General features: G+C 75.7%; 5 protein-coding genes. All 5 read right to left on the reverse strand.

All coding sequences use genetic code 11. From position 1 onward, the window contains the following. Window positions 1-39: 39 nt before the first annotated feature. Entirely contained in the window at window positions 40-4,788 is a 4,749-nt protein-coding gene (locus ACH4LD_RS15415) for a type I polyketide synthase (protein WP_398055196.1), read from the reverse strand. After that, the gene (locus ACH4LD_RS15420; protein ID WP_398055197.1) at window positions 4,788-10,412 is read right to left on the reverse strand and encodes an SDR family NAD(P)-dependent oxidoreductase; all 5,625 of its coding nucleotides are present in this window, start codon (window positions 10,410-10,412) and stop codon (window positions 4,788-4,790) included. Before ACH4LD_RS15420 ends, ACH4LD_RS15415 begins: the two co-directional genes overlap by 1 nt. 238 nt (window positions 10,413-10,650) lie before the next feature. Beyond that, window positions 10,651-11,610, reverse strand: coding sequence for an EamA family transporter (locus ACH4LD_RS15425; RefSeq protein ID WP_398055198.1), 960 nt, complete (start codon window positions 11,608-11,610; stop codon window positions 10,651-10,653). Window positions 11,611-11,828: 218 nt separating this feature from the next. Continuing rightward, window positions 11,829-12,839 (reverse strand): GlxA family transcriptional regulator, encoded by a 1,011-nt coding sequence (locus tag ACH4LD_RS15430; RefSeq protein WP_398055352.1) that lies wholly within the window; start codon window positions 12,837-12,839, stop codon window positions 11,829-11,831. A gap of 23 nt (window positions 12,840-12,862) precedes the next feature. Next, window positions 12,863-13,507 (reverse strand): HD domain-containing protein, encoded by a 645-nt coding sequence (locus ACH4LD_RS15435; protein ID WP_398055199.1) that lies wholly within the window; start codon window positions 13,505-13,507, stop codon window positions 12,863-12,865. Window positions 13,508-13,658: the final 151 nt, after the last annotated feature.

The following is a 13,658-nucleotide window of genomic DNA, read 5'->3' on the forward strand; positions in this document are numbered from 1 at the left end:
TGGACTGCGGTGGGGCCGGGGTGTCGTGGGAGGGTGGGGTCACGCCGAGCCGAGTTCGTTGTCGATGAAGGCGAAGACGTCGTCGGCGGAGGCCTCCTCCAGCCGTCCGGCGAGGGCGGCGGCGTCCTGGCCGAGGGTCTTGTTCAGGTCGCCCAGCAGCGACTGGAGGCGGGCGGTGATCCGTCCCTGCTCGATGTCCTCGGCGGTGAGGTCGCCGAGCCGGGCCGCGACCCGGTCGAGGTCGGCGAGGACGGAGTCCACGGAGGTGTCGGCGCCCGCGAGTTCGGTGCCCAGGTACTTGGCGAGGGCGGCGGGGGTGGCGTAGTCGAAGATGAGGGTGGCCGGCAGCGGCACCCCGGCGGCGCCGCTGATCCGGTTGCGCAGGTCGACGGAGGTGAGCGAGTCGAAGCCGAGGTCACGGAAGGCGGTGGTGGGCTCGACGGCGTCGGCGCCGGCGTAGCCGAGGACCGCGGCGGCCTGGCCGCACACCAGCTCCTGGAGCGCGCGCTCGCGTTCGCCGCCGGTGAGGCCGGCGAGTTTCTCGGCGAAGCCGTCGGCCGCGTTCGTGTCGGCGGGCCCGGCCGGGCCGCGCCGCGCCTCGGGCAGCGCGGACAGCAGGGCGCTGGGCCGGGTCGCGGTGAACGCGGGCGCGAACGCGGACCAGTCGACGTCGGCGACGGTGACGGTGGTGTCGCCGCCGTCCAGGGCGCGGCGCAGCGCGGTCAGCGCGCGGCCGGGGTCGAGGAGGGACATGCCCATCGCGCGGGCGGCCGAGCGGACGGTGCCGTGGGCGGCCATGCCGTCGCCGCCCCACGGGCCCCAGGCGATCGAGGTGGCGGGCAGTCCGGCGGCGCGCCGGTGCTCGGCGAGGGCGTCGAGGAAGGCGTTGGCGGCGGCGTAGTTGGCCTGTCCGGCGCCGCCGACGGTGGCGGTCAGCGAGGAGAACAGCACGAACGCGGAGAGGTCCCGGTCCACGGTGAGTTCGTGCAGGTGGCGGGCGGCGTCGGCCTTGGGGGCGAGGACGCCGGCGAACCGGTCGGGGGTGAGCGCGTCGAGGACGCCGTCGTCGAGGACGCCGGCCAGGTGCAGGACGGCGGTGAGGGGGTGCTCCGCCGGTACGGAGTCCAGCAGCGCGGCCAGCGCCTTGCGGTCGGCGACGTCACAGGCGACGAGGGTCACCCGGGTGCCGGCGTCGGTGAGTTCGCGGATGAGGCCGGCGGCGCCGGGCGCGTCCGTGCCGCGGCGGGAGGTCAGCAGCAGGTGGTCGGCGCCCTCGGCGGCGAGCCACCGGGCGACGGCCGCGCCGACGGCGCCGGTGGCCCCGGTGACCAGCACCGTGCCGGACGGCTTCCAGGGGGCGCCGGCGCGGGCCGGGGCGTGCTCCAGCCGGCGGCCGTAGGCGCCGGACTCGCGGACGACGACCTGGTCCTCGCCGCCGGCGTCGCCGAGCAGCGCGGCCAGCCGGGCCACGGTCCGCGGGCCGATCTCGGCGGGCAGGTCGACCAGGCCGCCCCAGCGGTCGGGGTGTTCGAGGGCGGCGACCCGGCCGAGGCCCCACACCGGGGCCTGGGCGAAGCCGGTGACGGTGGCGGCCGTGCCGTGGGCGACGGCGTCGCGGGTGACGCACCACAGCGGGGCGGTGATCCCGGCGTCACCGAGGGCCTGCACGAGGGCGGCGGTCGCGGTGAGTTCGGTGGCCGGTGCCAACAGGGACAGCACGCCGTCGACGCCGCCCCGGCCGGCGAGCAGCCCGGCCAGCTCGGCACGGTCCGCCGTCTTGGGTGCCGTGAGCGTGTCGACGCGCAGCCCCTGATCGGCGAGCCCGGTCAGGACGGCCGTGGTCCACGGGTCGTCGGCCGCCGGGACGACGGCCAGCCAGTGGCCGCCGAGCGCGGGAGTGGCGGCGGGGGCCAGCGGTTCCCAGGCGACGCGGTAACGCCAGCCGTCGGCGGCGGCGTTGGCCTGCCGCTGCTCGTGCCAGGCGGCCAGGGCCGGTACGACGGCGGCGACGGAGGTCTCGTCGGTGACGCCGAGGGTGGCGGCGACGGCGGTGACGTCCTCGTCCCGGACCAGCTCCCAGAACGGATCGGCGGCGTCCCCTCCCGCACGGGCCGCCCCGGCGCGCTCGGCCTGGAGAATGGGGGCGTCCTCCCAGTGCCGGTCGCGGCGGAACGGGTAGGTGGGCAGGTCGACCTTGCGGCCCCCGGCGAACACGGCCCTCCAGTCCGGGCCGGTGCCGGTCAGGTGCAGCCGGCACACGGCGTCGACGAGGGCGGCGTCCTCGGCGCGGTCGCGGCGCTGGGTGGCGATGACGTGCGGTACGACGTCCTGCGCCATGGTGGAGAGCACGGCGTCGGGACCGACCTCCAGGAAGCGGGTGGCGCCCTCGGCGGCCAGCGCGGTGACGCCGTCGTGGAAGCGGACGGCCTCGCGGACGTGCCGCACCCAGTAGTCGGGCGAGGTGAGTTCGTCGGCCAGGCGGCCGGTGACGTTGGAGACGACCGGGAGACGGGGCTCGTGGAAGGTGAGGCCTGCCAGCACCTCGCGGAACGCGTCGAGCATGGGGTCCATGCGGTGGGAGTGGAAGGCGTGCGACACCGTCAGCCGCTTGGTCTTGTCGAAGCGGGCGGCCACGGCGGCCACGGCCTCCTCGTCACCCGAGACGACCACCGCGCGGGGGCCGTTGACGGCCGCGATGTCGACGCCGTCGGTGAGCAGCGGCGCGACCTCGGCCTCGGCGGCCAGCAGGGACACCATGGCGCCGCCTGCCGGGAGTTCCTGCATCAGCCGGCCACGGGCGGCGACCAGGGCGACCGCGTCGGGCAGGTCCAGGACGCCGGCGACGTGCGCGGCGACGACCTCGCCGATGGAGTGCCCGGCGAGCAGGTCCGGGCGGACGCCCCAGTGCTCCAGCAGCCGGTACAGGGCGGTCTCGAAGGTGAACAGCGCGGCCTGCGTGTAGACGGTCCGGTGCAGCGGGGAGGGGTCGGTGTCCTGGTCGTACATCACCTCGCGCAGCGGCCGGTCCAGGTGCGCGTCGAAGGCGGCGCAGATCTCGTCGAAGGCGGCGGCGAACACCGGGAACGCGGCGTGCAGGGTGCGGCCCATGCCGGGCCGCTGGGACCCCTGGCCGGAGAACAGCACGCCGAGCCGGCCGGGTTCGGGGGCCACGACGGCGGCCTGGCTGCCGTCGGCGACGGCGCGCAGACCGGCCAGCAGCTCGTCCCGGTCGCGGCCGGTGACGGCGGCCCGGTGGGTGAACACGGTGCGCGTGGTGGCCAGCGAGTACCCGATGTCGTACGGGTCGAGGTCACCGGCGACGGCGAGCAGCCGCTCCGCCTGCCGCTGGACGGCGTCGGCGCCCTTGCCGGACAGCACCCACGGTACGACGGGCAGCGCGGCCCGCTCCTGCGGCGCCCCGTCCGCCTCGACGGGCGGTGCCTCCTCCAGGATGGTGTGGGCGTTGGTGCCGGAGATGCCGAAGGAGGAGACACCGGCGCGGCGCGGGCGGCCGTCGGGGGTGTCCCAGGGGCGGGGCTCGGTGAGCAGGCGGACGTCGCCCGCGCTCCAGTCGACGGCGGTGGACGGCTTCTCCACGTGCAGGGTGCGGGGCAGGGTGCCGTGGCGCATCGCCATGACCATCTTGATGACGGCGCCGACGCCGGCGGCGGCCTGCGGATGGCCCATGTTGGACTTGATGGAGCCGAGCCAGACGGGCCGGCCCTCCGGCCGGTCCTGCCCGTAGGCGGCGATGACGGCCTGCGCCTCGATGGGGTCGCCGAGCGTGGTGCCGGTGCCGTGCGCCTCGACCGCGTCGATGTGATGCGGGGCGAGCTGGGCGTCGGCGAGGGCCTGGCGGATGACGCGGATCTGGGCGGGACCGCTGGGCGCGGTGAGGCCGTTCGAGGCGCCGTCCTGGTTGACGGCGGAGCCGCGCACGACGGCCAGCACCTCGTGGCCGTTGCGCAGGGCGTCCGACAGGCGCTCCACGAGCAGCATGCCGGCGCCCTCGGCCCAGGCGGCGCCGGCGGCGTCGTCGGAGAAGGAGTGGCAGCGGCCGTCGGGGGACAGCGCGCGGCGCTCGCTGAACTCGATGAACATCTCGGGGCTGGCCATGACGGCGGCGCCGCCGGCCAGCGCCAGGGAGCACTCCCCCTTGCGCAGCGACTGGATCGCCGAGTGCAGCGCGACCAGGGAGGAGGAGCAGGCGGTGTCCATGGTGACCGCCGGTCCCTCCAGGCCGAGGGTGTAGGCGATGCGGCCGGAGACGATGCTGCCGGAGATGGTGCCGCCGATGTAGTCGTGGTGCATCAGGCCGACGAACACGCCGGTCGGGGTGCCCTTCACCGTGGTGGGGTCGATACCGGCCCGCTCGAAGGCCTCCCAGGTGACCTCCAGCAGCAGCCGCTGCTGCGGGTCGGTGCCGGGCGCGTCCTTGGGGCTGATGCCGAAGAAGGCGGGGTCGCACTCGGCGGCGTCGTGCAGGAAGCCGCCGTGGCGGACGTAGCTCTTGCCGGGGGCGCCGGGCTCGGGGTCGTAGATCGCCTCGACGTCCCAGCCGCGGTCGGCCGGGAACTCGGTGACGACGTCGATGCCCTCGTCGACGACGCGCCAGAGGTCCTCGGGGGTGCGCACGCCGCCGGGGTAGCGGCAGCCCATGCCGATGACGGCGACGGGCTCGTGGTCCTGCTCCTCCAGCTCCCGTACGCGGCGGCGGCTGCGCTCCAGCTCGGTCGTGGCCCGCTTGAGGTAGTCGCGGAGCTTGCCGGCCGTGGCCGAGTCTTCCATCACAGGGCTCCCAGTTCGTTGTCGATCCTGGCGAAGAGTTCTTCGTCGCTGGCGTCGCGGACGTCGGCCGGCGACCCGGGCTCGGTGGGGCGCGCGTGGCTGTCCTGCCAGCCGCGCAGCAGCGCTTCGAGGCGCGCGGTGACGCGGGCGTGGCTGCCGTCCTGGTCGGGCAGGGCGTGCAGGGCGGCTTCGAGACGGTCCAGTTCGGCCAGCGCGGAGCGGGCCTGGTCGGCCGGTCCGGGCACGAGCGCGGTCTTGAGGTGGGCGGCGAGGGCGTGGGGGGTGGGCTGGTCGAACACCAGCGTCGCCGGGAGGGTGAGACCGGTGGCGCCGGCGAGGAGGTTGCGCAGTTCGACGGCGGCGAGCGAGTCGAAGCCCATCTCCTGGAAGGCGCGCCCGGGGTCGACCGACTCCGGCGAGGGGTGCCCGAGGACGCCGGCGACATGGGTGCGGACCAGCTCCAGCAGGGCGCGGTCCCGGTCGGCGTCGGGCAGCGGCGCCAGCCGCTCGCGCCAGGAGCCGGCGGGGGCGCCCGCGGCGGGCTCGGCGCCGCGCCGCCGGGCCGGCCGGACCAGGCCGCGCAGCAGGGCGGGTACGCCGTCCGGCCGGGCGCGCACGGCGGCGGCGTCCAGGCGTACGGGCACCAGGACGGCGTCCTCGCCGCCGAGCCCGGCGTCGAAGGTGCGCAGTCCCTGGGCCGGGGTGAGCGGCGGCAGGCCGAGCCGGCGCAGCCGTTCCAGGTCGGCGGCGTCGATGCCGGCGCTCATGCCGCCGGAGCCGGACCACAGGCCGTAGGCGAGGGAGACGGCGGGCAGGCCGAGCGACCGGCGGTGGGCGGCGAGGCCGTCGAGGAAGGTGTTGGCCGCGGCGTAGTTGGCCTGGCCGCCGCCGACCAGCAGACCGGCCGTGGAGGACAGCAGGACGAACGCCGACAGGTCGGTGTCGCGGGTCAGTTCGTGCAGGTTCCAGGCGGCGTCCACCTTGGGCCGCAGCACCCGGTCGACCTTGTCCGCGTCCAGCGCGGCCAGCACGCCGTTGTCGACGACACCGGCGGCGTGCACCACCGCCCGCACCTCGTGCGCGGCGAGCAGCGCGGCCAGGTCGTCCCGGTCGGCGGCGTCGCACCGGGCGAGGCTCACCTCGGCGCCCGACCGGGCGAGTTCGTCACGGAGTTCCGCGGCGCCGGGGGCGTCCGCGCCACGCCGGCCGGCCAGCAGCAGGTGCCGTACGCCGTGCTCGGTGACCAGGTGACGGGCGATCAGCGCGCCGAGGCCACCGGTGCCGCCGGTGATCAGGACGGTGCCGTCCGGGTCCCAGACGAGCGGCTCGCCGGCCTTGGCGCGGGCCAGCCGCGGCACCCGGACCTCGCCGTCCCGCACCGCGACCTCCGGTTCACCGGCGGCGAGCGCGGCGGCGAGGGCGGGGCCCGGGGCGGCGCTTCCGTCGCTGTCGACCAGCAGGAACCGGCCGGGGTTCTCGGCCTGGGCGGCGCGTACGAGTCCGTACAGCGGGGCGTGGGTGAGGTCCCCGGTCCGCAGGAGCACGGCGAGCCGGCTGCCGGCCCGGCGGTCGTCGGCCGGCCAGGCGCGGAGGATGTCCAGGGTGGCGTTCACCCGGTCGCGGACGAGGGCGGGCAGGTCCGCCACGGCGGCGGGAGCGGGGGGTACGGGCAGGAGGACCAGGTCGGGGAGGGGGTCGGCGGTGGTGAGGGCGTCGGGGGCGGGGTAGGAGGGGGCGTCGGGGGCGGTGTCGTGGGTGCCGCTTCCCGCCGTACCGGTGCCGCCCGCGCCCGTCTCGCCCACGCCGCTGTCGCCCAGGCCGACGCCGGCCACCTGGCGACCGCCCCCGCCCCCGCCGCTGTCGCCGGCACCGGTGCCGGCCACCTCGCCACCGTCCGGGCCGGAGCCGCCGAAGCCGCACACGGCCAGGGCGGGGACATCGGTGGTCGCCGGGAGAGGTGCCGGGACGAGGTCGACCCGGTACAGCGGATCGTCGCCGCCCCCGGCGAGCTGGTCGGCGGAGACGGGGCGGGCCACGAGACTGCGCACGGTCGCGACGGGTGCGCCGGCGGCGTCGGCGAGGGTGAGGGTGACGGCCTCGGGGCCGGACGGGCTGAGGTGCAGGCGCAGGGTGTCGGTGCCCGCCGCGTGCAGAGTGACGCCACCCCAGGCGAACGGCAGCACCGCCTGGCCGCCGGGCAGGTCCAGCAGGTTGACGTGCAGGACGGCGTCCAGCAGCGCCGGGTGGACGGCGAACGCGGCGGCGGTGGCGCGGGCGCCCTCGGGCAGGGCCGCCTCGGCGAACAGCTCGTCCCCGCGGCGCCACATGGCGCGCAGCCCCTGGAAGACCTCGCCGTAGCCGTAACCGGTGCGGGCCAGGCCCGGGTAGAGGCCGTCCAGGTCGACGGGTTCCGCGTCCCGGGGCGGCCAGTCGGCCAGACCGGCCGGGGACGCCGCGTCGGCGGGTGCGGTGGTGAGGACGCCGGCGGCGTTGCGGGTCCACGGGGCGTCGGGGCTGTCCGCGCGGCGGGACCACACGGTCAGCTCCCGCCGTCCGTCCCGCTCGGGGCCGACGGCGGCCTGTACGGCGAGTGCGCCCTGCTCGGGCAGGAGCAGCGGGGCGTGCAGGGTGAGTTCCTCGACGGTGTCGCAGCCGGTGCGCTCGGCGGCCTGGAGGGCCATCTCCACGAAGCCGGTACCGGGCAGCAGCACGGTGCCGTGGACGGCGTGGTCGGCCAGCCACGGGTGGGAGGCGAGGGAGAGCCGGCCGGTGAGGACCGCGCCCCCGGTGTCGGGCAGGTCGGTCGCGGCGGTGAGCAACGGATGCCCGGTGGCGCTCTGCCCGAGGCCGTCGGCGTCGCCGCTGCCGCCGGAGGTGGCCTCCAGCCAGAGGCGTTCGCGCTGGAAGGCGTAGGTGGGCAGCTCGGTGCGGCGGGCGCCGTGCGGGGCGAAGAACGCCGCCCAGTCCACGGCGGTGCCGGCCGCGTGCAGCCGGGCCACGGCCGTGACCAGGTCGCGTTCCTCGTCGCCGTCGCGGCGCAGTCCGGCGACGGTCACGCTGTCCTCGTGCAGGCAGTCCACGGCCAGGGCGGTGAGGGCCGCGTCGGGGCCGACTTCGAGGAACGTCCGGACGCCCAGTTCGTGCAGGGTGGTCAGGGCGGGGGCGAACCGGACGGTCCCCCGGACGTGGTCCACCCAGTGGTCCGGGGTGGTCAGCCGGCCGGGTTCGGCGAGGGCACCGGTGAGCGTGGAGACGACCGGGATGCGCGGCTCCGCGTAGGAGCACGCGGCGGCGGCCTTCGCGAAGTCGGCGAGCATCGGCTCCATCAGCGGCGAGTGGAACGCGTGCGAGACCGTCAGCCGCCTGCTCTTCCCGAAGCGGGCGGCGAGGGCGTCGACGGCCTCCTCGGCACCCGAGACGACCACCGACCGGGGGCCGTTGACGGCGGCGAGACCGACCCGGTCGTCCAGGTGGGGGGCGACCTCGTCCTCACCGGCGCGCAGCGCGGCCATGGCGCCGCCCGGGGGCAGGGCGGCCATCAGGGTGCCGCGCGCGAGCACGAGCCGGACGGCGTCCGGCAGGGACAGCACGCCGGCGACGTGCGCGGCGGCGATTTCGCCGACGGAGTGTCCGGCCACGAAGTCGGGGGCCACGCCCCAGGACTCCAGGAGGCGGTACAGGGCCACCTCGGTGGCGAACAGGGCGGTCTGCGCGTAGTCGGTCCGGGTCAGCGACTCGGCGTCGGTGTCGATCACTTCGGCGAGCGGCCGGTCCAGGCCCCGGTCGGCGAGCGCGCACACCGCGTCGAAGGCCTCGGCGTACACCGGGAAGGCCCGGCGCAGGGCCCGGCCCATGCCGGGCCGCTGCGCTCCCTGGCCGGTGAACAGGAACGCCGTCTTGCCGCCGACGGGGGTGAGCGGGGTCGCGGCGGCGAGCGCGGCGAGCAGCTCGCCGGTGTCCCGGCCGACCGCGACGGCGCGGTGCTCGAAGTGGGCGCGGGTGGTGGCCAGCGACAGCCCGAGGTCGGCCGGGCGTGCGCCGGGGCGTGCGTCGACGTGGTCGCGCAGGCGCGCGAGCTGGTCGGTGAGGGCCTGCCGGGTGCGGCCGGTGACGATCCAGGGGACGTAACCGTCCTCCCTGACCGGTGAGTTGACCCCGCGCTCGACGGAAACCGCATCACCGGAAGACGGACCGGCGGGAGCCGGCTCGCCGGAAGCCGGATCGGCGGGAGGTGCGTCTGCGGGTGCCTGCTCCAGCACGACATGCGCGTTGGTGCCGCTGATACCGAAGGAGGAGACGGCGGCGCGGCGGGGCCGCCCGGTCGCGGGCCACGGGCGCCGCTCCAGGGCCAGTTCGACGGCGCCGGCGCTCCAGTCCACCTGGTCCGTGGGGGCGTCGACGTGGAGGGTGGGCGGCACCTCGCCGTGCCGCATGGCCAGCACCATCTTGATGACGCCCGCGACACCGGCGGCGGCCTGGGTGTGCCCGAGGTTGGACTTCACGGAGCCGAGCAGCAGCGGCCGGTCGGCGGGGTGTTCGCGGCCGTACGTCGCGAGCAGCGCCTGCGCCTCGATGGGGTCGCCGAGGGAGGTGCCGGTGCCGTGCGCCTCGACCACGTCGACGTCGGCGGCGGTGAGCCCGGCACCGGCCAGCGCCTGCCGGATGACCCGCTGCTGGGACGGGCCGTTGGGCGCGGTCAGCCGGCTGCTGGCGCCGTCGGAGTTGACCGCGCTGCCCCGGATCACGGCGAGCACCGGGTGTCCGTTGCGCTGGGCGTCGGCGAGCCGTTCCAGCAGCAGCATGCCGGCGCCCTCGCCCCAGCCGGTGCCGTCCGCCGCCACCGCGAACGCCTTGCAGCGGCCGTCCGGCGCCAGTCCGCGCTGCCGGCTGAAGTCCACGAACGTCTCCGGCGTGGACATCACGGTGACGCCGCCGGCCAGAGCGAGCGAGCACTCCCCCGCCTGGAGCGCCCGCACCGCCCAGTGCAGGGCGACCAGGGAGGAGGAGCAGGCGGTGTCGACGGTGACCACCGGGCCTTCGAGGCCGAAGGTGTAGGCGACGCGCCCGGAGGCGATGCTGGCGGCGCTTCCGTTGGCGAGGTAGCCGTCGAGGTCGTCGGGTACGGAGGTGAGGCGGGTGGCGTAGTCGTTGTACATCACGCCGGCGAACACGCCGGTACGGCTGCCGCGCAGGGAGGCCGGGACGATGCCGGCCCGCTCGAAGGCCTCGTAGGAGGTCTCCAGCAGCAGCCGCTGCTGCGGGTCCATGGCGAGGGCCTCGCGGGGGCTGATGCCGAAGAAGTCGGGGTCGAAGTCGGCGGCGTCGTGCAGGAATCCGCCGGTGCGGGCGTAGGTCTTGCCGGGCCGCGCCGGGTCGGGGTCGTACAGGGCGTCCACGTCCCAGCCGCGGTCGGCGGGGAAGTCCGACACCGCGTCGGTACCCGTCGCGACCAGCTCCCACAGCTCCTCGGGGGTGGTGACGCCGCCCGGGTAGCGGCAGCCGATGCCGACGACGGCGACGGGGCCGTGTGCGCGTTGCTCGTTCTCGCGCAGCCGTCGCCGCGCCTCCCGCAGATCCGCGGTCGTCCGCCTGAGGTAGTCGAGCAGTTGCTCTTCGTTGTTCACCAGCGCGCCATCCGATCGAGATCGAAGTGAGGGCCTCGGCCGTGCGGATCGCCTCCGGACGGTTTCCGGTCCGCTTCCCCTCCGCTGTCGGAGGCTAGGCAGGCGCCGATGACGCGGGACACCCCTACGGCCCCCAGGGACCCCCGAGACGGCTAAGGGGTCCCACGGGACCACGCGGCACGCCGAACGGCGGATCGTCCGGGCCGGTCCCCTGCGGCGGGGCCGCTCGGTACGGCGCTCAGCGCAGGGCGATGAGCGCGATGGCGGCGGACGCGCACACCAGTCCGGTGGTCTGCCGGCGGGTGAGCCGCTCGTGCAGGAAGGCCAGTGCCAGCAGGACCGGGATGGCCGGGTAGAGCGCGGACAGCACGGTGGCCACGGCCATCAACTGGGCCCGCGTCGCGGCGAGATAGAGCAGGATGGCCACGGTCCCGACCGCACCGCCCACGGCGGCCACCGCCGCGAGCCGGCCGGGCAGCGCCACCGGGGACCGGTACAGCGCGACCACCGCGGCGATCACCGTCACGGACGCGACCCGGCTGACGACCACGGGCCACAGACCACCGTCCGCCCCCACCTGGGCCATCGCGAGGAACTGCACCCCGAAGCCGGCGCTCGCGACCACCGCGGCGGGCACCCCGGCGGTCACCGGCCCGGCGGCACGGCGGTCCCTACCCGGCGCGGTGCTACGACGGTCAGTGCCCGACGCGGCGGAGCACCCCTCCGTACCCGGCCCGGCGGAACCACCGTCCGTACCCGGCCCGGCGGAACCACCGTCCGTACCCGGCCCCGTGGCCTGCGCGACGAGCCACAGCGCCGGTACGGCGACGGCGATCCCGGCCCAGGCGACGGCGGCCGGCCGTTCACCGAGGAAGGCCACGCCGACCAGGACGGGAAGGGCGACGGCCCCCACGTCGCTGACCGGTACGACGACGCTCATCTGCCCCTGCGACATCGCCCGGTACAGGAACGCGACCCCGACGCCCGTACCGATGCCCGACAGGACCCCGAACCAGTAGTCGCCCGCCGTCCCGCCGCCGGAGGAGCACGCGAGCGCCGGCACCGCCGCGACCGCGGTCCCGGCGAGCTGAGCGTAGAGGGCCACGGTGATGCCGTCGCTCCTGCGTGCGACGAGCCCGTTCACGAAATGGGTGACACCGAAGCAGAGCGCGGAGGCCAGCGCCAGCGCCTCACCCACGGGCCCACCCCGGCGACGGCGGCGGACCTTCCCGGTTCGGTGGGACACCAGCGCACAGAGCCATACCGACGGCCCTACCCGCAATCCCGGTGATGATGACAAACGATCCCACGAGCGATGTCAGGACCGAGAAGTCACTGCTGCGTACCCGGATCTCGGGCACGAATCCGGCGGCATCGCAGGTCACCGGCCCCGGTGCCCGGTCCGGGGATCACGGTTCACCCGCGGACGGCCGCGGGGAAGCGGCTCCCCTCGGGGACGGCAGGGGCGAAACGGCTCCGCTCGGGGACGGTCGTACGGAAGCGGGCCCGGTAGACCGTCGGTGAGACGCCCAGCGTGTTCTGGAAGGCCCGCCGCATGGCCTCCGCCGAGCCGAAGCCGGCGCGTGCCGCGACGGTGTCGACGGGTTCACCGCTGGCCTCCAGGAGGGCCTGGGCCGCTTCGAGCCGGACCGATTCGGCGTAGCGCCCGACCGTCATCCCGGTGTGCGCCCGGAAGAGCCGGCTCAGGTGACGTACGCTCACGCCGGCCCGGCGTGCCAGGGCGGTCAGGTCATGGTCCGCGCTCGGGTCCGCGCCGACGACGTCCATGATCTGCCGGACGACGGGGTGCGTGGACTCGCGCAGGGTCAGCCGCGCGCTGAACTGGGACTGACCGCCCGGACGCGCCATGAAGACCACCAGCTCCCGCGCGACCTCGCGGGCCACGTCGGGACCGTGGTCCTCCTCGACCAGGGCCAGGGCGAGATCGATGCCCGCGGTCACTCCGGCCGAGGTGACGACGTTGCCGTCACGGACGAACAGGGCGTCCGTCTCCACGGTCACACCGGGGTAGGCGAGCGCCAGTTCCCGGGCCAGTCGCCAGTGCGTGGCGGCCCGCCGTCCGTCGAGCAGCCCGGCCTCGGCCAGCATGAAGGCGCCGGCGCACACCGAGGCCACGCGGCGGGCCCGCCCGGCGAGTGCCGCCGTCCCGGCCACCAGTGCCGGGTCGGCGACGGCCTCCCGCCAGTCCCGCCGGCCCGGCACCACGAGCGTTCCCAGCCGCGCCGGCAGCTCCTCCCAGCTGCCACCGGTGTCCAGCCGCACCTGGGCGGAGGTGGCGACAGGGCCTCCTGCGGCGGACACGATCCGCACGTCGTACCGGGCCCCGTAGGCGTTCGCGGTCGTGAAGACCTCCGCGGGGCCGGCCACGTCCAGCAGCTGGACACCGGGGAAGGTCAGCACGGCCACGACATGCCGTGGGCGCGTGTCGCTCACTCCGGCCACGGCGATTCGAGGATGGTCCGCACGAAGTCGCCCCGCTCGAACCCCGGCACGTAGTGCTCCAGGACGTCGGCCTTGACGTTGCCGAACGTGGTCTCGGGCTTGGGACGGATGCCCTCGGTGAAGGCGTCGAGGATCTGCCGCTTGAAGTCGGGGCGGGGGTGCAGTGCGACGACGGCCGCGCGGTCGGCGGGGGCGATGTCGTGGTACCCGATGCCCAGCACGTCGTACTCCACACCGGCGGTGACCAGGGCCACCTCGGGCTCCATGAACTCCGGGATGCCGGGCGTGGTGTGCAGGGCGATCGCCGTCCACACGCGGCGGATGCTGTCCTCGGGCACGTCGTGGTCCCGCAGGAACCGGCGGGCCGCGTCCGCCCCGTCGACCTCGAAGCGCCGGCCGCTGTCGTGGTGGCGCGCACCGAGGCCGAGGTCGTGGAACATGGCACCGATGTACAGCAGTTCCGGGTCGAAGCCGATGTCGCGCCGGCGGCCCTGCAGGGCGCCGAACAGGTAGACGCGGCGCGAGTGGTGGTAGATCAGATCGCTCGTCTCGTCCCGTACGAGCTGGGTCGCCTCCCGGGCGAGCTTGGTGTCGGGCACGGTGACCCCGCCGGCCACGAACTCGTCAGCCATCTTTGCACCTCTTGTTTGCCAGTCGTTTGCGCAATGGCGCTGTGACCTCAGTGTCGTCCCGTGGGGCCGGGCGGCACCATGTCCATGAGGACAGGCAACCCTCAGATCCGGACATCCCCCACCGTGACCGGCCGGGCGCCGGGCGGCGTCT

The organism is Streptomyces sp. NPDC017676, assembly GCF_044329325.1.
GTDB lineage: Bacteria > Actinomycetota > Actinomycetes > Streptomycetales > Streptomycetaceae > Streptomyces.

What these genes read in the sequence shown, in the direction of transcription:
- ACH4LD_RS15415 (WP_398055196.1), bottom strand. Translation starts at nt 4,788, where the DNA reads ATGGAAGACTCGGCCACGGCCGGCAAGCTCCGCGACTACCTCAAGCGG.
- ACH4LD_RS15435 (WP_398055199.1), bottom strand. Translation starts at nt 13,507, where the DNA reads ATGGCTGACGAGTTCGTGGCCGGCGGGGTCACCGTGCCCGACACCAAG.